At 71.2% G+C, this 21,978-nt stretch carries 13 protein-coding genes; 3 read left to right on the top strand and 10 right to left on the bottom strand.

What is annotated here, in order from left to right; all coding sequences use genetic code 11:
* Positions 1 to 19: 19 nt before the first annotated feature.
* From NR810_RS40215 to NR810_RS40190, 6 genes are all read right to left on the bottom strand, one after another.
* A complete protein-coding gene (locus tag NR810_RS40215) occupies positions 20 to 1,582 on the bottom strand; it encodes a ricin-type beta-trefoil lectin domain protein (protein ID WP_257460399.1) in 1,563 nt (520 codons plus the stop codon).
* A 761-nt stretch (positions 1,583 to 2,343) separates the two neighbouring features.
* Positions 2,344 to 6,249 carry a protein kinase domain-containing protein gene (locus NR810_RS40210; RefSeq protein ID WP_257460396.1) on the bottom strand — a complete coding sequence of 1,302 codons (3,906 nt, stop codon included), beginning with the start codon at positions 6,247 to 6,249 and terminating at the stop codon, positions 2,344 to 2,346.
* A 49-nt stretch (positions 6,250 to 6,298) separates the two neighbouring features.
* On the bottom strand, positions 6,299 to 7,825 hold the full coding sequence (locus NR810_RS40205; protein WP_257460459.1) for a response regulator: 1,527 nt from the start codon (positions 7,823 to 7,825) through the stop codon (positions 6,299 to 6,301).
* Between the two features lies 1 nt (position 7,826).
* Positions 7,827 to 9,863: a hybrid sensor histidine kinase/response regulator gene (locus tag NR810_RS40200; RefSeq protein WP_257460394.1), complete on the bottom strand. Its 2,037-nt coding sequence runs from the start codon at positions 9,861 to 9,863 to the stop codon at positions 7,827 to 7,829.
* Positions 9,860 to 10,576, bottom strand: a complete 717-nt coding sequence (locus NR810_RS40195) for a hypothetical protein (RefSeq protein ID WP_257460392.1) — start codon at positions 10,574 to 10,576, stop codon at positions 9,860 to 9,862. The genes NR810_RS40200 and NR810_RS40195 overlap by 4 nt, the downstream gene beginning before the upstream one ends.
* Positions 10,577 to 10,579: 3 nt before the next feature.
* Positions 10,580 to 11,284, bottom strand: coding sequence for a cobalamin B12-binding domain-containing protein (locus tag NR810_RS40190; RefSeq protein ID WP_257460390.1), 705 nt, complete (start codon positions 11,282 to 11,284; stop codon positions 10,580 to 10,582).
* Positions 11,285 to 11,949: 665 nt separating this feature from the next.
* On the opposite strand from NR810_RS40190, the gene NR810_RS40185 reads away from it, so the two are divergent.
* Positions 11,950 to 12,345 (top strand): hypothetical protein, encoded by a 396-nt coding sequence (locus NR810_RS40185; RefSeq protein WP_257460389.1) that lies wholly within the window; start codon positions 11,950 to 11,952, stop codon positions 12,343 to 12,345.
* Between the two features lie 46 nt (positions 12,346 to 12,391).
* Here the strand turns inward: NR810_RS40185 and NR810_RS40180 are convergent, their stop codons facing one another.
* The 4 genes from NR810_RS40180 to NR810_RS40165 all read right to left on the bottom strand — a co-directional run bounded on the left by NR810_RS40180 (position 12,392) and on the right by NR810_RS40165 (position 19,403).
* The gene (locus tag NR810_RS40180) at positions 12,392 to 14,269 is read right to left on the bottom strand and encodes a sensor histidine kinase (protein ID WP_257460387.1); all 1,878 of its coding nucleotides are present in this window, start codon (positions 14,267 to 14,269) and stop codon (positions 12,392 to 12,394) included.
* 10 nt (positions 14,270 to 14,279) lie between these two features.
* A complete protein-coding gene (locus tag NR810_RS40175; protein ID WP_257460386.1) occupies positions 14,280 to 16,580 on the bottom strand; it encodes a hypothetical protein in 2,301 nt (766 codons plus the stop codon).
* A gap of 15 nt (positions 16,581 to 16,595) precedes the next feature.
* The gene (locus NR810_RS40170; RefSeq protein WP_257460385.1) at positions 16,596 to 18,848 is read right to left on the bottom strand and encodes an invasin domain 3-containing protein; all 2,253 of its coding nucleotides are present in this window, start codon (positions 18,846 to 18,848) and stop codon (positions 16,596 to 16,598) included.
* 75 nt (positions 18,849 to 18,923) lie between these two features.
* Positions 18,924 to 19,403 carry a DUF6748 domain-containing protein gene (locus NR810_RS40165; RefSeq protein ID WP_257460383.1) on the bottom strand — a complete coding sequence of 160 codons (480 nt, stop codon included), beginning with the start codon at positions 19,401 to 19,403 and terminating at the stop codon, positions 18,924 to 18,926.
* A gap of 326 nt (positions 19,404 to 19,729) precedes the next feature.
* Here NR810_RS40165 and dnaN point away from each other — a divergent pair, with 326 nt between their 5' ends.
* Both dnaN and NR810_RS40155 read left to right on the top strand, forming a co-directional pair.
* A complete protein-coding gene (gene dnaN, locus NR810_RS40160; RefSeq protein WP_257460382.1) occupies positions 19,730 to 20,836 on the top strand; it encodes a DNA polymerase III subunit beta in 1,107 nt (368 codons plus the stop codon).
* A gap of 27 nt (positions 20,837 to 20,863) precedes the next feature.
* Positions 20,864 to 21,973: a DUF1624 domain-containing protein gene (locus NR810_RS40155; RefSeq protein ID WP_257460381.1), complete on the top strand. Its 1,110-nt coding sequence runs from the start codon at positions 20,864 to 20,866 to the stop codon at positions 21,971 to 21,973.
* The last annotated feature ends 5 nt before the right edge of the window (positions 21,974 to 21,978 follow it).

Here is a 21,978-nt window from a genome sequence, read left to right as displayed (position 1 = left end):
CCGGGGTGCTACGCCGCGGCTAGCGGTAGTCCCACTTCTGGTTCGAACCGCCGTGGCAGTCGTAGATGCTCAGCTTCGCGCCGTCGTTGGCGTTGTAGCCCTCGATGTCCACGCACTTGTTGGCCAGGTAGCTCACCAGGTCTCCCGCGGCGCTCAGCACGAAGTCCTGGGCGCGGTTGCCGTTGCAGTTGGCGATCTGGATGCGCGTGCCGTTGGCCGTCGAGGCCCCGGACACGTCCAGGCACTTGCCGCCAATCGTCAGCCGGGCGCCGTCCCAGGTGAACTTCTGGGCGTTGGTGCCATTGCACGTCCACATCTGCACCTGCACGCCGTCGGAGAAGTTGCCGTTGGGCACGTCGATGCACTTGCCGTTCATCCGCGAGACGAACGACTTGCCGCCACCGCCACCGCCGCTCGTGACCAGCGACAGGCCATAGGCGCTCAGGATGGGATTGATGGGCTGGAAGAACGTCTGGGGAGGATTGCCATTGGAGCAGCCGCCCGCGATGCCCGACGTCACGCCCTGCGCCTGATTGCCCGAGAGCACCGAGCCACCCGAGTCACCGGGGTCCGCGCACGCGTCCGTCTTGGACAGGCCATACACGGGGCCGTTGGAGTAGTTGACCGTGACGTTCGTGGCCTGCAGCGTTCCGCACCGCCAGCCCGTCGTGGTGCCCGAGCGGCAGATGGACGCGCCGATGCCGGCCGCGTTGGAGCCGTGAACGAGGACGTTCGCGTTGTTGTAGTTGTACACCCACGGCTGCGTCGCCCACGAGCCGTTGGTCGCCACCCATCCGTAGTCAGCTCCGGGGAAGACCGACCCCCGGATGGTGCCCATGGACTGCCAGTTGTGGCCGAGCGTGGGCGTGCCCGCCCCTCCGCAGTGTCCCGCGGTGACGAAGCCGCCGTTCACCGAGAAGCCCACCGAGCAGACTCCGTAGGAGCCACCCGCCCCCGTGCCGAAGTAGTAGATGTCTCCACCGCGAATGTCGTACGCCGGGCGTGGCGCCTGCGTGGAGTGCTCCACGCGGATGACCCCCTCCTTCACGCCGCTGCTCAGCGCGGCGAACGACTGGGCGCGCGAGGCCGCCAGGCTCGTGCCCGCCTCGGCCTGCACGACCACGCTGTTGGTGGCCACGTCCACGTACCAGGAATGCACCGAGGCCGGCGCGTTGTGGGCGTTGCGGTCCAGCTCCGCCACCACCTGGTCCAGCTTCGCCTTGCTGTGCTTGACGAGCCGCGGCTCCGCTCCGGCCCGGCGCACGCGCTCGGCGCTCGCCTCATCCGTGACTCCGACGATGAGCTGCGTGCCGTCCTTGTTCAGCCAGGCTCCTCCAAAGCGCTCTCCCAGCTGCGCCCTCAGGTCCTTCTCCATGGCCGGTGCCTTCGCCTCGAACACCAGCCGGCGCCGCAGTTGCTCCTCGTCGATGTTCAGGTCCCGACGCATCGCGGTGAGCAGCTCCGGTGACACGTCCAGCGCGGCTTCGGCCTCGGCCGCGGCGGCCGGCAGCCCTTGCAGGGTCGCCAGACCGGCGAACAGCGTTGTCACGGTGGTGAGCGCGTTGTGCTTCCGATTCTTCATGGCGGGTTCTCGGGATAGGGGGGGTCTCGGGCGCGATGGTGCCGTTCGCTCCCAAGCCCTCTCCTAGAGAGCGCTGGGGCCGAAATAGGGTCAACCCGAGGACCGAAATACCCTCACCCCGTCCCTCTCCCGAAGGGAGAGGGGGTGGTGCTCAGCACCGGGGCAGGTTCGCGTCCGGTGGGCAGCTCCACTCCGCTTGGCAACACTCGCCCCCCTCTCGACCACAGGGCAGCTGGCAGGTCTCCACCCAGTCACAAGGGTGGCGCTCGGAGGTCGCTCTCGAGGGCTCCTCCTCCCTCAGCTCCGGGGCCGCGCAGTCCCTCACTCCCGGCTCGCACGTCACCACCGGAGGGGACCAAAGCGTCGACATCGCTACTCCCGCCGGTGCTCCCGTGAGCAGACCCGCGGCCAGACAGATCATCGCAGTCTTCACGACCACACCCCCGTGCTGATCGCGCACCTGTTCCCACCACCTCCGTCCCGTGGCTCGACCCACGGTCCGGGGCGTCACAACGCGTCCGCTGTCGCTATCAACGCGGGCCACCCGGTCCTATTGCGGGGTGACTTCGGTGGCGCCGCGGTGCTGTCTCTTATGTGCCCACGACACCCCGCGTTGCAAAGTGGGTTGAACGGGGAATTCGCGACTTCGTCGTTCGACAGGCGGAGCCGCTGTCCGGCCCGTGGCATTTGCCTGGCGGCTCTTGTGGGAGCGTGTGGGCAGGCGCCGCATCGGCTCGTAGCGGCACCGGAGGCCGCCGGCTCTACACGTGCTGCTCCATCGCGAGGGCGCCCAGGCTCTCCAGCGCCCGCCGCTCGAACGTGCGCGCCCCCTGCTGACGCGCCGTCTGGAGGGCCCGGAGGAAACATTCGTGGGCCTCCGGCTCATGGCCCAGTGCTCGCAGGGCCTCGCCTCGCAGCCGGTGCAGCTCGGCCTCGTAGAATCGCTGGCCCCCCGTTTCGAGCTGCCTCAGCGCCGTGGTGCTCATCGCCAGGGCCTCGTGGGGTTGCCCCAGCTTCAGGTGCAGCCCCGCCATCAGGCCGAACTCCATGTGGAGCTTGTTGGTCTTGGAACCCGGGGCGTCCCAACCCGCGAGGGACTCGCGGATGGACCGCAACCCCTCCCGGGCATGACCCTGCTCTCCCCAGGCCCAGCCCCGGATGAGCGTGGCCCAGGACTGGTAGCCCCGGAACCCGTGCTCACGCGCGAGCGTGAGGGCCTCATTGGACCAGGCCAGGGCACGCCGCACGTCCCCGCGCAGCTGGCAGGCCTCGGAGATGTACGTCAGCACGCTGGCGGACGTGTGCGCGTGGCCGATGCGTCCCGCCAGCTCCAGCGCCTCCTGGCTGGCGCGGAGGGACTCCTCATCGTGTCCGAGCACCGCGTGCGCCATGGCCGCGACGGCCTGCCCCGTGGCGCACGGGTCTATCCACTGCCGCTCTGCCATGGCCCGCTGCTCCTCGGGTGAGAAGGCCGAGCACGCCGGCATCCGCGCCAGCTGCTCCAGCGAGGCGGCCATGTCGCCCCAGGCGAAGAAGTCCGCCGCCATCATGCGGTGTCCCAGGGTGAGCAGCTCCCGGTCCTCGTGGCGCTCGCCCAGCGTCACGAGCATCGTGGCCAGCTCGTGCGCGCGCGCGTACTCCGTCCGGGAGAAGAAGTAGGAGAAGAGCCCGAAGTACGACAGCCGCAGCCGGGGCAGCGCCTTGCCTACCCGGGGGAGGAGCGCGAGTGCCTGGGTGTACGTCCGCTCCACCTCCGGCGAGTAGTAGCCATGCACCTGGGCCAGGGGCACGCCCAGGAGGATGAGCAGCCGCAGCTCCTCCTGGAGTCGCCGAGGGGTGTCGGGCAGCAGGGGCAGCAGCCGCAGCGCCTGCTGGAAGTGGCTCGCCGCCTCCTGGTTGGGTGAGCGCAGGCTGGCGCGCTCCCCGGCCCGCGTCCAGTACGCAATGGCCTGGGCGTACTCGCCGGCCTCGGTGTGGTGGTAGGCGAGCAGCTCCGGTTGCGTCTCCACCACCTCGGGGGATTGCTCCACCAGGGCCCGGGTGATGCGTTGGTGGAGCCGCCGGCGCGCGCCACGGGGCAGGGACTCCCTGGCCGCGTCCTGGAGGAGGGCATGACGGAACTGATAGCCGGGTCCGGTGTCATCGTCCCGCGGTTGCAGCAGCCCGGCGGCCACCAATGCCTCCAGGTCGCGTCGCAGCGTGAGCGGGTCCCTGCGCGTCAGCGTGGTCAGCAGCTCCACGGAGAAGCCGCGCCCGAGCGCCGCGCAGGACCAGGCCAGTGCCTTCTGCCGGGAAGGCAGCAGGTCCAGCCTCGCCCTCAGCAGTGCGTCGAGGGTGATGGGGACGGAGTCGGGCGTCCCCTGCTCCAGCACCATGCGCGTCATCTCCTCCACGAAGAGGGGGATGCCGTCCGTCCGGGCCACGAGCTGCTGGACCAGCTCCGGGGACAGCTCCTGGCCGTGAGCGGACTCGCGCACCAGGGTGGCGGTGAGCCCGGGAGGCAGACGCTCCAGTGTGAGCCGGTGCACCCACGGGCGCGCGGGCCAGGAGGAATGGAAGTCGGGCCGGGCGCTGAGGACGAGCAGGACGCGCTCCCGCTCCAGGTGCTCCAGGAGGTAGCCGAGCAGCCTCAGCGTGGAGGGGTCCACCCAGTGCAGGTCCTCCACCACGCCGAGCACCGGATTCTCACGGGCCACGTGGGACAGCAGCGCCGCCACGGCCTCGAAGGTGCGCTCCTCGCGAAGCTCCGGCGAGAGTTGGAGCGGGGGGGCCCCCGTGGGGTCGGGCAGGGAGAGGAGCTGGGCCAGGTGCGAGGTCTGCTCCGGCGACAGCCCCAGCGTGCCCGGTGTCATCTCGCCTCGTGGGAGGTGGCGCCGCAACAGCTCGATGAGCGGGTGGAAGGGGCTGGTGCTCGCTCGGGGCCAGCACTGGCATTGGAAGTGGATGCACGGCTCCTGGCGGATGCGCTCGCGTGCCTCCTGGATGAGGCGGGACTTGCCGAGACCCGCCTCGCCCATGACGAGCACGGCGGCTCCCCGCCCGCCGCGGGCCTCGTTCCAGGACGCGAGGAGCCGCCGCAGCTCGTCCTCCCGCCCCACCAGTGGCGTGAGGCCACCCGCGGCGAGCGTCCGCTCGAACCGGAACGTCGCCGGCGGCTCGCGCAGCACCCGGTGCAGGCCCAGGCGCCGCGTCCCCGCGAGTCCCTGGTAGTCGCGGGCTCCGAGCGCCTCGGCCTCGAACGTCCCGCGCACCAGCGACCAGGTGGAGTCGCTGACGAGCACGGTGTGGGGCTCGGCCAGGCCCGCCAGCCAGGTGGCCACCTTCGGGGCCTCGCCCTGCACGCCGTGCCCGCCCACCGTCACCCGGCCCGTGTGGATGCCCACCTTCACGGCCAGCGCGTCCCGAGCCAGGGCGAGCCCCACCTGGACCGCGCTCCGTGGGTCCTCCTCGCGCGCCACCGGATGGCCGAAGCAGGCCAACACCTCGTCACCGAGGTACAGGGCGATGGTGCCCCCCCGCTGCTGGACGAGCTCCGTGCAGCGCTGGTGGAAGGCTTCCTCCAACTCGCCGACGTCCTCGGCGTCCAGTGCCTCCTCCAACCCGGCACCGGTGAGCCGGCAGGACACCAGCGTCACCTGCCGGCGCTCGGGAGGCGCGGGGCGCGGCGCCTGTCCCTGGAAGCCCCACCGCTCCGCCAGCTCACGCAGCTCCTCAGCGAGCTCCCGTGCCGTCTGGTAGCGCTGCTCGGGCGCCTTGGCCAGCAGCGTGGACACCAGTGGCTCCAGCTCCCGGGGCAGCTCCGGCCGGCGCTCTCGCACGGAGGGCACGGGCTCGCCGGAGAGCACCCGCTCGCGCAGCTCCCTCAGGTTGCTACTCGGGTAGGGGGGCGCTCCGGTGAGCATCTCGTACAGCACGATGCCCGCGGCCCAGAGGTCGGTCCGCTCATCCTGCTGTCCTCCCCGCCATTGCTCCGGCGCCATATAGGGCGGCGTGCCGGCGTTGGGCAGCTCCAATCCGGGCGTGTCCCGCTCCGCCAGCAGCCACGCCAGGCCGAAGTCGAGCAGCTTCACCTCGCCCTGCCGGGTGACGAAGACGTTGCCCGGTTTGAGATCCCGGTGGATGACGTGGTGCTCGTGGGCGTGCGCGAGCCCGGCGGCGATGCCAGCCAGCAGCTCCAGGGCGCGCCGGGGCTCCAGCCGCTGCTCGCGCCGCAGCACCGCCGAGAGCGACTCGCCTTCCAGGCACTCCATGACGAGGAAGGGGACACGCGGTTCCCAGGCGGCCTGGCGCCACTCGGAGGCGTCGAAGAGGCGGACGATGTTGGCGTGGGCGAGCTGCGCGACGGCCCGCGCTTCCTGCCTCAGCAGGGAGATCAGCTGCTCCTCATCATCCGAAGGCGCGCGGGGGAGCAGGAACTTGAGCGCCACCTCGCGCCTCAGCTGGGAGTCCCAGGCGCGGAAGACCTGGCCCATGCCCCCTCCGCCCAAGGACTCGAGCACCTGGAACCGGCGGCCGTCCTGGCCTCCCAACCACTGCCCGGACACCGGCGTGCGAAGCAGGGCGGGCCCCCGGGTGACCGCCCGCATCAGGTCGTCGCCGAAGTCCGAGTCCTCGAACCCGGAGCCCGTGGACCCGCTCTCACCCTCGCGACCGGTATTCCCAGACATGGCAGCCCCCGACTTCAAGCTAGGGACCGCCAGAGTCCTGGGGCAACGCTCACAACTGCGACAGGAGCCTGTCCAGGTCGTCCGGCCGCACTGGCTTCACCAGGTGCAGGTCGAAGCCCGCCTCGCGCGCCCGGGTCTGGTCCTCCGTCCCGCCGTAGCCGGTGAGCGCCACCAGCCGGATGGTCCGGCCCATCTTCGCCCGCAGCTCCTCCGCCACCCGGTAGCCGTCCAGCCCCGGCAGGCCGATGTCCACCAGCGCCAGCTCCGGCGTGCGCTGCACCGCCAGCTCCAACCCGCGCAGCCCGTCCGCCGCCACCTCCACCCGGTGGCCCCACGTCTCCAACAGGTCCTGCAGCGCCTGCCGCGCGTCCGCGTTGTCCTCCACCAGCAGGATGTGCCGGCGGCGCTTCACCAGGTCCGGCAGCACCACGTCCCGCGGCTCCACCGACGCCTCCGGCAGCAGCGGCAGCCACACGGAGAACTCGCTGCCCTTGCCCGGGCCCTCGCTGTGCGCCTCCACCTGGCCTTCGTGCAGCTCCACCAGGCTGCGCACCAGCGTCAGGCCAATGCCCAGGCCCCCGCGCGTGCGCTCCAGCGACTCATCCGCCTGCGCGAACAGGTCGAACACCGAGGGCAGGACGTCCGGGTGGATGCCGATGCCCGTGTCCTTCACCCGCACCACCGCTCCCGCGAGCCCGTTGCGCGCCACCGGCTCCACCCGCACCTGGATGGCGCCGCCCGCGTCCGTGTACTTCGTCGCGTTGTCCAGCAGGTTGGTGAAGACCTGCTCCAGCCGCGTCGTGTCCGCCTCCATCCACAGCGGCACCGACGGCAGGGACGACTCCAGTGTCAGCTTGCGGTTGTCGGCCAGGGGGCGGAACACCGTCAGCACCTGCTCCAGCACGCCCCGCAGGTCCAACCGGGCCCTGCGCAGCTCCACCTTGCCGCGCGTCATCCGGCTCACGTCCAGCAGGTCATCCACCAGCCGCGCCAGGTGGTTCGTCTGGCGCTGGATGATGGAGATCATCCGCTCCTCCTTGGCGTCCACCGGCGGGCGGCGATCCAGGATGCCCACGGCGGTGGTGATGGCGGCCAGGGGGTTGCGCAACTCGTGGGCGAGCATGGCCAGGAACAGGTCCTTGCGCCGGTCCGCCTCCTCGAGGGACTCGGTGCGCCGGCGCAGTTGCTGCTCCGCGCGCCGCATGCGCAACAGCGAGCGCACCGTGGCGATGAGCTCCTCGCCCTCGAAGGGCTCGGTGAGGTAGGCGTCCGCGCCGCCCTCCAACCCGCGCACCTTCTTGTCCGGCGTCACGTAGGTGGCCGAGGTGTGCATCACCGCGATGGAGGCCGTCTCCGGGTTGGCCCTCAGCCGCTTGCACACCTCGTAGCCGCTGATGTCCGGCAGCTTCACGTCCAGCACCACCACGTCCGGGCGCACCTCCACCGCCAGCCGCAGCGCCTCCTGTCCCGTGGCCGCCTCCACCACCTGGTAGCCCGCCATCTTCAGCGTGCGCGTGGACAGGTAGCGGGTCGCATCGTCGTCGTTGACGTTGAGAATGGTCGCGGAAACGGTCATGTCAGCCACGGCGGCCCTCTCCCTGATTGGTGCCCAGGCCCGTCTTGTGCAAGGCGTCCCGGATCCGGCTGATGGCGACCTCGCGACTCAGGGTGTGCTTGGCCAGGATGGTTGCCGTCTCCTTCGCCAGGCGCTGCCGCTCCTCCTCCCGCAGCTGTCGCGAGGTGTGGAGGATGACGGGGATGTCGCGCGTGTGCGGGTCCGCCTTCAGGTCGTCCAGCACGTCGAAGGCCGTCATGTCCGGGAGCACGAAGTCCAGGAAGATGAGGTCCGGCTTCTGCTCCCGCGCCAGCCGGATGCCCTCGGGCCCGGTGGAGGCCTCGGTCAGCATGTAGGGCGTGTCCTTGAGCAGCTGCCGGAGCAGGTAGCGGTGCACGTCGTCGTCGTCGATGATGAGCAGCTTGTGCACGGGACCCGTGCGCGCCATGGCCGCCAGCTTGCGCAGCAGCTGCTCCTCGCCCACGGGCTTGAGCCAGAACTCATCGGCGCCCAGCGCGCGCGCCTTGTGCTCGCGGTCCATGAGCGTCACCACCAGGGTGGGGATGTCGCGCGTGAGCTCGTTGCCCTTGAGCTCGGAGAGGAAGCCCCAGCTCGTCTCTCCCTCCAGCATGACGTCCATGACGATGGCGGCCGGACGCACCTTCTGGAGCGTGCGCCGCGCCTCGTCCACCGTGCGCACCGGCAGCACCTGGAAGCCCGAGCGCTCCAGGTACTTCTCGTAGAGGAAGAGCGTCTGCCGGTCGTCCTCCAGCACCAGCACCGGCGCGCGGCCGGGCTCCAGGTGCTGGCTGCGCTCGGCCAGGCTCACCATCGCCTCCACCTCCGGATGCACCCGGGGGATGAGGAGCGTGAAGGTGGAGCCCCGGCCCGGCGTGCTGTGCACCGTGAGGCTGCCGCCGAGGAACTCCGCCAGCCGCCGCGACAGCGCCAGCCCCAGGCCCGTGCCCTTCACCTTCTTCTGCAGCGGGCTCTCCACCTGGGTGAACTCCTCGAAGATGCGCTCGTGGTGCTCCGGCGAGATGCCGATGCCCGTGTCGCGCACCTGGAAGCACACCCGATCGTCCGGTGCCAGCTCGGCCGAGACGGTGACGTGCCCCGCCTCCGTGAACTTCAGCGCGTTGGACACCAGGTTGCGCAGCACCTGGCTCACCTTGGCCTCGTCCGTCTCCAGCAGGAGGTCTCCCGGCGGATCCTCGAAGCGCAGCTCCACCGACGAGTCCACCGGCACCAGCGGCCTCATCATCCCGCGCAGCGCGCCCAGGAAGTCCGCGGCGCTGAAGCGCAGGGGCCGCAGCGTCGCCTTGCCGGACTCCATCTTCGACAGGTCCAACAGGTCGTTCACCAGCTCGAAGAGGGCCTCGCCCGAGGTGCGGATGAACTGCACCTGCTTCTGCTGCTCGAGGGTGAGGGTGCCGTTGGCGGGGTTGAGCAGCAACCGCGCCAGGCCGAGGATGGAGTGCAGCGGGGTGCGGAACTCGTGGCTCACGTTGGCCACCACGCGGCTCTTGAGCTCCGCGGCGCGCACCAGGCTCTCCGTCTTCTCGTCCAACTCGGCGTGCAGCGTGCGCACGCCGCGGTTGGACTCCTCCAGGTCCCGGTTGAGCAGGGTCAGCTCGTCCGCGCGCCGCTTGAGCTCGCGCTGCTGGCGCTCCGTCTCGCGGTGCAGCGCCGCCAGCTCGCTCATCGCCTCGCTCACCTGCGAGAGCGACGCGGCGTAGTCCTCCGCCACCAGGCTGCCCACCAGCGCCGAGCCGCCCTCGTGTGGGGCGCCCCGGAAGGCGAAGGTGCGCGGCATGCCCCCCACGCAAAGGATGACCTCCCAGCCCTCCACCCGCTCGTCGCGGGCCAGGGTGATGAGCCGGTCCACCTTGTCCTCGGTGCCTTGGGCCGCCAGCTTGCGCAGGGGCTGGCCCGGGCTGTACTCCAGCAGCCGCACCGCCCGGTCGTCCCCCCAGGTGATGACACCGGAGGCGTCGCACACCAGCGCCACCTCGCGGCTCAAGAAGTGCCACAAGGGCGCGGGTATGGACGTCGTCATGACTGCTCCTTTGCCAGGGCGGTGAGCCCGTTGGCCACCACCCCCTGGACCTCCTCTCGCAGGGAGGGCTCATGGGACAGCGCCACTTCCAGCGTCTCCAACAACGTGCGGTAGTCACAGGGCAGGCCCCGCTGGGGCCAGAAGCCCGCGTACCACCGCGCGTGCTCCACGAAGAGCCCGGGCCGCTTCATCCCGAGCGCGTCCATGAGGTAGGCCCATTGCAGCTCCACCTCGTCGTGCAGGCGCGCCTCCTGCTCGCGCGTCCCGGGCACCCGCCGGGCCAGCACGTCCATCGTGCACCACACCAGTCTCGGCAGGGCCTCGTGCACGGCGCGGGCCGGGCCCTCGGGCCACGCCAGCGCCGCGATGGCCGCGCGCATGTACTCCAGCGCCTGGGGCGGCTCGGTGAGCCCCTCGCGGCTCAGCGCGTTGCGCAGCCCCTGGAAGTGCTGGGCGATGTGGCGCGAGCTCATGCCGCGAGGCACCAGCAGCCCCTGCAGCCAGCGCGCGTAGCGCTCCATCACCCCCGGGTCCTGGGCGTCCAGCGCCTGCACCAGGTAGCGCACGTGGAAGAGCGCGTCCTCGCCGCCGAAACGGCGCGCCCGCTCCTCGCCATACCGCGCGAACCAGAAGGGGTCCTCGTAGAGCCCCGACACGGATGCCTCGGCGAGCCGCTGGGCTCGTGCCTCCACCTGCCGGGCGAGTGACTGCATTGTCTAGACCTCGAACATCCTGCAGGCCGACGCGACCAGCTCGCGCGCGTCCTTGCCGAAGAAGGGGACTCCCAATTCCGCCTCCAGCCCGGGGACCCAGGAGAAGGCCAATCCCCCTACGGCCAGTGGCAACAACGGCGCTACCTCGCGCACCGCCGCCACCGCCTGACGCAAGGCCGGGATGTGGTACGTCATGGTGACCGAGAGCGCCAGCAAATCGGGTTTCTGCGCACGCACCTCGCGCACCAGATGTTCCGTGGGGACATTCGCCCCCAGGAAGCGTACGTCGAAGCCCGCCATCTCCAGGAAGTCGCTCGCCACGCGGGCGCCCAGCTCGTGCAGCTCTCCCTCCACGCAGGAGATCATCACCGTGCGCCCGTTGGATGGATCTCTCGGCAGGTGTCGGTAGAGGTGAGACAGGGCGAGCTGGGAGATGGCGGTGGCCAGGTGCTCCTGGGCCACCGAGATGTGGTTCTCCTGCCAGAGCCGGCCGATCTCCCGCTGGGCCTCCTGGATGATCTCCAGGTGCAGGGTGGGCAGGGGGATACCCCGCAGGATGCCCTCATCCACCAGCAGGCGGAGCGCCTCGCGGCGGTTTCCCTTGAGCTGGGCGGAAAGGTAGGACTCCCGGAGCGCGGAGATGGTGTCGTGAATCACGGGTGGGGGCGCGGAGATGAGAGGCGAGCGCGGCAAGGTACTCGGGTCCATGGACTCCTGAGTAGTGCCTTCCAGTCGACGGCTCATGGGAAGTGAACAAAGCCACACAGAGGTGGGCGAGGGGGGCTGCTCGCTCGCTTGTAGTCCAGCCAGGAAGACCTGGGCGATCACGACAAGAGGGGTAACAGACAGGCGCGGGACCGGTGTTCCCTCCCTTCAGGAGGCTACATGAGTCCCCCCACTCGTACCCCCGACTGGCTTCTCGAGAGAATCGTCCTGGGTGAGCTGCCGCCCGAGGAGCTCGCCCTGGCCCGCGCCCGGCTCCTTCTGGAGCCGGAGGGGGCCGCCCGGCTCGCCGCGCTCCTGGTGGATGGCGAGAACACGCTGGCCCGGTACGCACCCGCGGAGGTGGCCCTGCGGGTCGTCTCCCGGGCCCGCGTCCAACGTCTTCGGCGTGGGCCTCCGGCGCTCGCGGCCGCGGCCCGCGTCTCCCTCGTCTGGCCGTCAGCGTCCGCCCCGGTGGGCGAGGAGGCCTCCCGGGAGGTGGCGTGGGTGAAGGGCCGGGCGCTTCTTCCTCGTCACCGCCGAGGCCCTCTTCACGGTGGAGGAGGTGTTCGCCGCGGACCGCTCCGCTGTCCCCGCCTTCACGCTATACCCAGGGCTCCTTCACGCCGGAGCGTGCGGCTCGGCGCGGGGAATCGAGGGAACCGTAGGTCATGCGCGTCTGCACGCTGCTCGGAATACTGGGAGGGCTGTTCCTCGTCGGGTGGGTTGCCCTGGCCGTCTTCTTCTGGCGCAGGGAGAAGGAGGCCAGCCGGCGTCACAAGGAACAGCTGCGCCTGGTGGGCACCGAGGAGCTCTTCTCCCGCGCCTGGAACTGGGGCTCCTTCAACCGTCACGCGGACATTCCCTCCGTGAAGGAGTTCCGCACCCTGCTCGAGCAGCACCGCTATGGGGAGATGCTCGAGGGCTGGCGCGCGCTGACCTCCTCCTTGTTCGCCTTGGAGGAGCATGTCTCGTCCGCCAGTCCCCTCATCTATGACAGCGATTCCTTCCGTGTCCTGCGCGACTACGTGGAGGTGCTTCACGAGCGCCAGCAGCACGGGGCATGACCTCGGGTAGACCCTCACCCCGGCCCTCTCCCAGAGGGAGAGGGGGTCACACGAGGGGCGGCGGCATCGGGGCCGCGGGCAGCATCAGCGTCACGGTCGTTCCCACCCCTTCTTCGCTCTGCAGGGTGATGGTGCCGCCGTGGTCCTCGATGACGCGATGGCACACCGCCAGCGACAGGCCCTTGCCGCTCCATTGCTGCTTGGTGGTGAAGAAGGGATTGAAGATGCGCTCCAGGTGCTCGCGGGGAATTCCCCGGCCCGTGTCCCTCAGCTCCACCTGCACCATCTGCTCGGCCGCCCTCTGTGTGACGAGCGTGAGCTCGCGCTCCGGTCTGTCCTTCAGCGCATTGAGGGCATTGCCCAGCAGCCGGCCGAAGACGTCACTCAGCGCCTGCTGGTCTCCGAGCACCCTCACCTCCCCGGGAGCGAACCGACACGTCACCCGCACGCCCGCCGCCGACAGGTCCGCCCCTCGCCCATCCAGCACGCGTTGCAGCATCTTGTGCAGGTCCAACGGCGTGCGTCCGAAGTGCTGCCGCTCCACCAGCAATTGCAGCTCGCGGACGATGTTGGCGATGCGCTGGGCCTGCTGCAGGACGGCGGAGAGCATCCTCCGCGAGGGGTCCTCCTCCGGCAGGTCCATCAACAGCAGTTGCACGTTGCCCAGGATGGCGGCGAGCGGGTTGTTCATCTCGTGGGCCATGCCGGCCGCCAGGTCTCCCATGGCCGCCAGGCGCTGGCTGCGCGAGAGCTGTGCCTGTGTCTTCTGCAGCTCCCGGGTGCGCTCCTCCACCTGGCTCTGCAGTTGTGCGTTGAAGCCCAGCAGCTCGCGGTGCGCCACCTCCAGCGCCTGGCTCATGTCATTGAAGGTGCGGGCGAGGTCTCCCAGCTCGTCCCGGCGCGGCAGGGAGATGCGGTGGCCGAGGTTGCCCCGGGCGAGCTCCCGCGCGCCCCCGGCCAGCCGGGCGATGGGGCGTGCCATGGCCCGCGCCAGCAGCGGGGCCAGCACCAGCACGCCCACCAGCGTCAGCCCGAGCACCCCGAAGGTGTTCCGGGCCAGTGCATCCAACGGCGCGAGCGCCGCTTCTCGCGGACGGGCCACCACCGCCACCCAGTCCAGCCCGGGCACCGGGCTGTAGGCCGCCATCCACGTGCGGCCCTCCTCCTCGTACCCGGCCTGCCCCGTCCCTTGCGCGCCCGGTGCTCCCGGCAGCCTCGTGGCGAACTCCTCGCGGCGGCGCTCTCGCTCCGGGTCTCCGCTCAGCAGCAGCCGGCCCCCTCCATCCAGCAGGAAGACGCGCTCGCTCCCGTCCCCGCTGGCGGCCAGCCGCTGGGAGAGCTCCTCCAGTCCCAGCTCGGCGGCCAGTCCTCCCGGGCCTCCCCTGGGTCCGAGCGCCACCACCACCACCGCGGGCCGCTGGCGCACGGCGGTGAGGTAGGGCGCGGAGATGGCGTACGCGCGCCCCGGGGGCACCTGGGAGAGCAGCTCCGCGGCCCGGCGCCGGAAGTCCTCCACCTCCCCGGCGGCCACGGTGTCATGGCGGCGGAACTGCGGCTCCTGCCGCGCGAAGGCCTCCGGGTCGTCCACGAAGACGGAGGCCGTCATCCTCCCCTGCCCATCGAAGAGTCCCACCAGGGAGATGCGGTCGCGCCGCAGGAAGACGCGGGCGAGGAACTCCTGGGCCTGGGCGGGCCCGAGCGCCTCCGGGTCCAGGTGCAGCAGGGCGCCACCCAGCTCCGTGGCGAGCGAGAGGACATAGGTGGAGGCGTGCTCGGCCTCGGCGCGCGCGCTGCGCCGGTACTGCTCGGCGACGGCGTCCCCGAGTGCCCGCTCCGCGTCGCGCCAGGCCAGCAGTCCCATGGCGAGCGTGGGCACCGCGGCGGTGGCGATGAGCAGCAGCAGCAGCCGGGAGCGGATTCTCATGGACGCGGGCTCAGGGGCAGCTCGTCTGCAGGTTGAGGCACGTCGTCGTCGACTTGTTGGTGTCCACGCTGTCGGCGGCGGTGAGCTGCAGGCAGGAGTTGGGCGCGCGGCCCGTCACTCCCTCGAGCAGGGCGTTGGACTCGGTGGTGGTGCCCGCGCTGAAGGCGCGCGTGGTAGTGGGATTGATGGTGCCGAATGGCGACAGCGTGAGCCGGGCCGTCCCCGTGTAACCGGTGACGACGTTGTTCCACTTGTCCACGGCGCTCAGGGTGAGCTTCCACCGGTCGCCATCGGCGATGCAGCCGGGCTTCAGGAACACGTAGCCGGCGAAGTTTCCCGGAGACACGGTGAAGAGGCCGGCCTGCTGTCCCCTGGCGGTGCCGCTGGTGGTGCTGACGAGCACCCGCGTCCCGGTGGTGGCCTGCCACAGGGTGACCATCACATCGGCCTTGCCCTGGAAGCCAGACAAGGAGGCGGGGGAGAAGAGGTGCGCGTGGACGCCATCGGCTCCGAGCTGCAGGTCGTGCACGTCCCGGGTGGTGTTGCCGTAGGTGTCCACCGCGCGGATGCGCACCGGGAAGGGGATGTCCGCCCGCTGGGGACTGGTCGTGTCCTCCACCACGAAGCGCTGCGTGGGGCCGGGAAGCACGGCGAAGTTCCCGGTGGTGGCGCGCAGCTCTCCGGGCGCGTCGGCCGGGCCCTCGATGAGGGTGAGGCGCGTCTCGTCCAGGGCGGTGGTGATCGTCACCGGCAGGGTGATGGCTCCCATGAAGGTGCCGCTGGAGGTGGGGGTCAGCGCGCCCTCGGGGACACCGGAGGCGGAGAGCGTCACGGACAGGGGCGTCTCCGAGCGGTTGCCGTAGCGGTCCAGCGCCTCGAGCATGAGGGAGAAGGGCCTGCCGGCCTGCTGGGGGCCCTCCACGCTGGACACCGCGAGGCGCACGGGCGGGCCCGGTCGGACGGAGAGCTCCGGGGAGACGCCGCGCACGGTGGGCGCGTTGGGGTCCGTCACCACCACGGACACCGTCTGCACCCGGGTGAAGTTGGCGGTGAAGGAGGCCCTGCCCGCCTCGAGCCAGGCGCTGATGGGATGGAAGTCCGGGTCGGCGGGGACGGTCTCCAGCAGCACGGTCCCCTCGAAGGACGTGGGGTTGCGCCAGCCATCCTGGGATTGGACCATGAAGAGCTCGGGGACGCCCGCCTGCGGGGACCCGGAGCTGAAGCGCTGCACCTCGAAGCGCCGGGTGGGTCCGGGCTCCACCCGGAGGTTCACCCGGTCGGGCTCGAGCGGGTTGAGCGTGTCGCGGTTGATCGCCGTGGCCGACAACCACACCTCCGCCGCGCTGTGCGTGTCACGGTAGAGGATGGGCAGACGGCCTCCTCGCGAGCCCTCGAGGATGAGGGAGAGGGCGGGGTGGTACGGGTCTCCCGCGGTGACGACCAGTCCGCCCGCGGGCGAGGAGGTGCTCAGCTCCAGCTGGATGCCCGTGGCCGGGAGCGAGGCCGGGCCACCGCTGTCGTCCAGCACCTCCACGGCGAGCGCCACCGGGGCACCGGCCGTCAGCGGCCAGGAGGGCACGCGGGTGAAGCGCACCGCCGTCGGAGGGCCCAGCCGTCCCACCGCCACCGTCTGGGCGATGGAGGGCAGGCCCTCACTGTTGGACTCCAGTGTGTGATAGCCGGGCGTGGTGTCCTTGTAGCGCAGGTTCAGTCCCCATTCGCCCGGCGCGAGTGTCACCTCCAGCTCGGGCTGGGCCTCGTCCGGCTTGCCCAGGGAGGAGATGCGGCCGGTGGGGGAGTCGCTCGCGATGCGAAGCGTGCGCGCGATGGAGGTGGGAGCGGGCTGGCCCGAGGGATCCCTCAGCTCGATGCGGATGGGCTCCGTCCAGGCGTCGGGGTGGGCCGAGCGCATCGAGGTGACGAAGACGAGGCGCTGCACGTCGCGGTCGATGACCTCGAGGGCCTCGTGCAGGGTGACGGAGCGGCTCTGGGCGTCGGTGACGGTGATGTCGTGGCGGCCCGGGGGCAGGGTGGAGGGCGTGGTGGCCTCCAGCGTGTCGCGGGAGCGCAGGCGCACGGAGGTGGCGAGCTCGGGGCCGATGCGCACCTCGAAGCGGTTCTCCACCGAGGGGGGCGCGTCGGAGCCCAGGTCCACCGCCAGGTCCGTCGCGAAGGCGCCGGAGAGCAGCAGGCGCTCGGGCGAGCCGAACAGCGTCTGATCCGGAGACACCTTGTCGAGGCGGGGGACGTCCTGGCGGGGGGCACAGGACAGCACGCAGACCAGCACGAGGCAGAAGGCGGGGAAGCGCATGCGAGCCTCTTTTCGTCAGAGCGGGAAGCGGTAGCCGAGCGAGGCGGAGAGTCCGCCGATGGGGCCGCGGAAGGCGCCGTTCTCGGGGAGCCGGGCGAGTCCGTAGCGTGCCTGGAGCATGAGCTCTCCGGGGCCGAGCGAGCGCATCAGCCCGAGCCGCAGGTGGCCGCCCAGCGCCGCGGAGAGCTGGCGCTGGCTGCCCTCCTCCAGGGAGATGTTCCAGGTGAATTGAACGAGGTGCGCGTCGAGCCCGGCCCCCGCGTAGGCGGAGAGGGTGTCGGTGAGGGGCTGGAGCCAGCGCGCGCCGGCGGACACGGTGGTGGTGAGGGCGCCCACCTTCAGGTCGAAGTCCTCCTGGGCCGGAGTCTGGCCCCGCAGCGAGAGGCTGCCCCAGGCCACCTGCACGGAGGCACTGGCGGCGAGCCGCTCGCCGAACGCGTAGGGGCGCAGGTCTCCCTCCAGCTCCAGGGAGGGCTGGATGAGCCGGGCGAGGTTGCTCTGCGCGCCGAGCCGCACGGTGAGAGCGCGGGGCGTGCGCGGGGAGAGGGTGAGCCGGGCATCGCCTCGCGCGTCACCCGCCGCGGCGAGCACGGTGGCCAGGCCGCCCTCGCACCGGGAGGGCGCGTGGAAGCGGGAGACGAACTCGCCGCCACCGAGGGCCGCCACGCGCTCGAAGTACCCGTGCTCGGCCTGGGTGCCCGCGGCGCTCAGGGTGATGGGGACGCCGTCCAGCGGGTTGCCGTGGGTGTCCTGGACGACGAGGTGCACCCGCGCGCTGTCGAGGCCGTCACAGCGCACCTCGCGCTCCTCGGTGCGGACGCGCAGGCGGGCGGGAGCGCCGGGGACGAGGCGCACGGAGGTGCTGGCGCTCGCGTTCTCCCACCGGGCCTCGACGAGGGCCTCGCCGGACTGGTGGCCGGAGACGAGCTCGACGGTGGCCCGGCCCTCGCGCGTCTTCACGGAGGCGGGCACCATTCCGAGCGTGGAGGTGAGGGAGACCACCGTCCCATCCGGAGCCAGGGCGCCCTTCGGGTCGCGGGCGGTGAGCTGGAGCACGAGCCGCGTCACACCGTCGGCGGGCAGCTCGCGGGCGTTCGCCTCCAGGGTGAGGCGCGGGGGAGGGCGCAGTGTCAGCGAGAGCGAGGCCGGGGGCGCGCCGTCGAGCTTCGCGACGAGCTGTGCCTCTCCCCCGCCGACGGGGGCTCGGTAGCGCGCGAGGTAGGTGCCATCTCCGCGGTCCTGCAGGGGCGCCACCTCCCCGTGCGTGGCCTGGAGCCGGAGAGGCTGCCCGGGCAACCCGCGTCCCTGCCCGTCTTGGACGCGCACGGTGATGTCGGTGCCCGAGGCTCCATCCGCCAGCAGCTCCCGCGCGGCGGCCTCCACGGTGAGCGAGGGCTTCACGCCCGGCCGCAGCTCCACGCGGACGGAGGAGGGCTCTCCGTTGCCGGCCTGCGCCGTCAGCACCGCCTGACCTGGAGTGGCGCGGGGGTGGGGAACGAACGTGCCCACGTGGACGCCCGGGGCCACGCGCCGCGGCTCGAACGTGCCCTCGATGCGAGAGAAGGCCGGGGCCGTGTCCAGCGGCTCACCGCGCCCGTCGATGGAGAAGGCCCACACGCGGACGCCTCGCGCTCCATCCGCCTCGACGGAGGACTCCTCGGCGACGAGGAGCACCACGGGCCTGGAGGAGACGGGCAGGGGCAGGAGCCGCTGCTGCTCGGGCTGACCGGGCGCGGTGGCCGAGACGGTGGCCTGCGAGAGCGTGGGGGAGAGGAGGACGGGCACCTCGGCCTGTCCGGCGGCGTTGGCGCGGACGGGGCCATGGAGGGTGTCGCCGATGCGCACCTCCACGCGGCCGAGTGGAGGCAGTCCGGTGAGCGGGAGCACCTGGCGGCGCTGCATCTCGAGCACCACGGTGGCGTGGGTGCCCGCGGAGGGGGACACGGCGGCGCAGAGGAAGGTGCCGAGGGTGTCGGAGCGGGGCGGGACGAAGGTGGCCTGGAGCGAATCCGGGGCGGAGCGTCGCGCCAGGGTGACGCGGCCCGCGCTGCACGCCAGGCGCACGTCGGAGGGCAGCCCGGGGCCGGAGACGGCGAGGGTGGAGCGGGTGTCGCGTCCGGAGAGCAGCTGACGGGGCGAGGCCGACAGGCGCGGGGCGGACGCGGCTCGGGGGGTGCTGGCTCCCAGGAGGCACAGCAGGACCAGCGGCCCGAGGAGCCACCGGGTCCCGCGACCGACCTGGGGTGTGACATCCACTCGCCACGCCATCCCGGAAACATCCTCTGACCTTGGTGCCGACAGGTGGTCAGGATACTCGCTTCCGGGTGCGGAGGGAGGGCCTACTTACTCGACGACCCTGGTGACGCGCAGCACGGTGGCATCCCCGGCGGGGCCCGCCTTGGGGACGGTGACCACGGTGGCCTCGACCTTGAGGCCGGTGGGCGAGTGGGTCGCCTCGAGGATGTTGGCGCGCCGCTCCTCGGCGAGGCCGAGCGGGGCGAGGTCGACATCGGTGACCTGGAGCCCATCCTCGTTGGGCCGGTCCGGCCGGGTGGCGATGAAGGAGGGGCAGGGGGCGGCCATGCAGCGCACACCGCTGTCCTTCACGATGTAGACGACGGGGGCTCCCGCCTTGTCGGCGGCGGCGGTGCCGCGCGAGGGCGGCTCACTCGGGGGGGGTTCACCCGAGGGGTTGGTGGAGGGCGTGGCCCTCTCGGTGGGGGTGCCACCGGACTCGGCGGGGCGGGACTCGGTGGTGTTGCGGGTGCAACCGGCGAGCATGCCGAAGGCGAGGGCGGCGAGGAGGGGCTGACGCAGGGTCATGGTTCGAGGCTCCAGGAAAGGATGCGGCAGTCTCGCCGCCTCCCGGGAGGGATACCATTCCTCGACGAAGCCGAAGTCCGGGTTGTTCATGGCCCGGTGTGTCATTAGATGAACAGGGCCGGGGCGAAAGGTCTGGACATGTCCTACATCCGTTGCGGGACGAAGGTTTGGGGCTGGAGGGGTTGCTCGCCCGGGCGCTGAACGAGTCGGCATGACCGGAGAAGTCAGGTTCGTTGACGGCCTGGGGTTCCCGGGCTACATCCGCCTCGGGCGGCCACAGGGCCGCCGTTCTTTCCTGTTCCCCCTGGTTCTTCAAGGACCCCGAGATGGAATTCCGCATCGCCGCTGACGAGCTGAAGAGAGCCCTCAACCGCGCCCAGGGCGTCGTGGAGCGCAAGACGACGATGCCCATCCTGGCCAACGTGCTCGTCACGGCGAGCAAGTCGGGGGTGACCGTCACGGCGTTCGACCTGGAGATCGGCATCGTCTCGGAGCACCCGGCCGAGGTCATGAAGACGGGCGCCGTCACGCTGAGCGCCAAGTACGTCTTCGACATCGTCCAGAACCTGCCGGACGCCCAGGTCACCCTGAAGAAGCTGGCCAACAACTACGTGGAGATCTCCTCCGGCTCGGCGCACTTCAAGATCGTCGGCACCGCGCCCGAGGAGTACCCGAAGCTGCCGCGCGAGGAGAGCGCGCCGCTGGTGCAGGTGACGGGCAACACGCTGCTGGAGATGATCAAGAAGACGCAGTTCGCCATCTCCACGGACGAGACGCGCTACATCCTCAACGGCGTCTTCTTCGAGCCGCAGGCGGGTGGCAAGGTGCGCATGGTGGCCACGGACGGTCACCGCCTCTCGCTCATCGAGCGCGAGCTGCAGGGCGACTTCAAGCTCAAGGGCGGCGTCATCATCCCGCGCAAGGGCCTGCTGGAGCTCAAGCGGCTGCTGGACGAGGCGCCCGATGCGGAGTGCCACCTGGGCTTCGCGGAGAACTCGGCGCTCTTCAAGAAGACGGGCCTGACGATGGTGATGCGGCTCATCGACGGCCAGTTCCCCGAGTACCAGCGCGTCATCCCCAAGGAAGGGGAGAAGGCGGTGCTGGTGCCCAAGACGCGGCTGCTCGAGGGCCTCAAGCGCATCGCGCTGCTGAGCGCGGACAAGAGCTACGCGGTGCGCATCGGCCTGGCGGAGAACCAGCTGCTCATCACCGCCAACAACCCGGACCTGGGCGAGGCCAAGGACGCGCTGGACATCGCCTACCGGGGCGCGGCCATCACCATCGGCTTCAACGCGCGCTACCTGATCGACGTGTTGACGGTGACGGACACGGAGGAGGTGGCCTTCGAGCTGGGTGACGAGCACAGCCCCGGCGTGCTGCACGCCCCGGGTGACCGCAGCTTCACGGCCGTGGTCATGCCGATGCGCGTCTGAGTCCGGCGGTCTCCCGTAGTCGAGGTCATGTCGTCCTCCCAGTCTCCCAGCGCGCCGGCTCCGAGCGCCCGGAACACGGGCCTGGACCGCGCGCGCGCCGTGGCCGTCATCGCCATGGTGATGGGCCACACGCTGGACGCGGTGCTCTCGGAGCAGGCGCGCAACGGCGTGGGGGTGATCGCCTACTGGTCCATGCGGGCCGTGACGGCGCCGCTGTTCCTCTTCGTGGCGGGGTGGGCCTTCGCGACCACCGTGCAGCGCACGGGCGCGCACGGCGCGAGCGTGCTGCGCCGGTACGTGCCGCGCGTGGCGCTGCTGCTCGGCTGGGGCTACCTGTTACGTTGGCCCGGTTGGGGGTTGCCGGCGCTGTTCGCTGGGGAGCCGATGGTGTGGCGGCACTTCCTCGCCTTCGATGCGTTGCACGGGGTGGCGGGGGCGTTGCTGCTGGGCGCCGGAGTGCTGGCGGTGCTGCCCGGCCGGACGGCGCGGATGGTGACGCTGCTGGGGCTCGCGGTGCTCTTTCCCCTGGTGAGCCCGTGGGTGCGCGCGGCGGTGGCGGCGGGCGGGTGGCCGCTGGTGCTGGAGCAGGCGCTGGTGGGCAGGACGTCCAACTTCCCGCTCTTCCCATGGGCGGCCTACTTCTTCCTGGGAGGCCTCACCGGACTGGCGCTCTCGGGGGTGAAGCGGGTGCCGCACTGGCTGTGCCTGATGGGCACGGGCACGGGGCTGCTCTCGCTGATGGCGCTGTGGGGGGGTGACCCCAAGGTGAGCGACCCGACGCTGGTGGTGTGGCGCGTGGGGCTGCTGTGCGTGGTTGCGGGGCTGGCCATGCTGCTGCCCTCGCGGCTCGACGGGATGATGGGCCCCGTGGGGCGCGCGTCGCTCTGGGTCTACGTCGTCCACCTGCCCATCGCCTATGGCTGGTCCACCTTCCAGGGCCTCGCCAGCCGGCTGGGGCGCTCGCAGGATGTGCTGCCCGCACTGGGCCTGGCCCTGTCGGTCCTGGCGGTGTCGTTGGCCCTCGCGCTGCCGGCGAAGAAGCTCTACGGCCGCTGGCGCCGGAAGAATGGCACGCTGCGGCTCGCCGCCCGGGCGGCGGCTTCCGCGGCCCTGCCCGAGCCACCCGTCTCGGGATGATGGTA

It is taken from the genome of Archangium lipolyticum, from assembly GCF_024623785.1.
GTDB lineage: Bacteria > Myxococcota > Myxococcia > Myxococcales > Myxococcaceae > Archangium > Archangium lipolyticum.
Note: the sequence above shows the minus strand (reverse complement) of the source record. Positions and strands in the feature narration are given on the sequence as shown.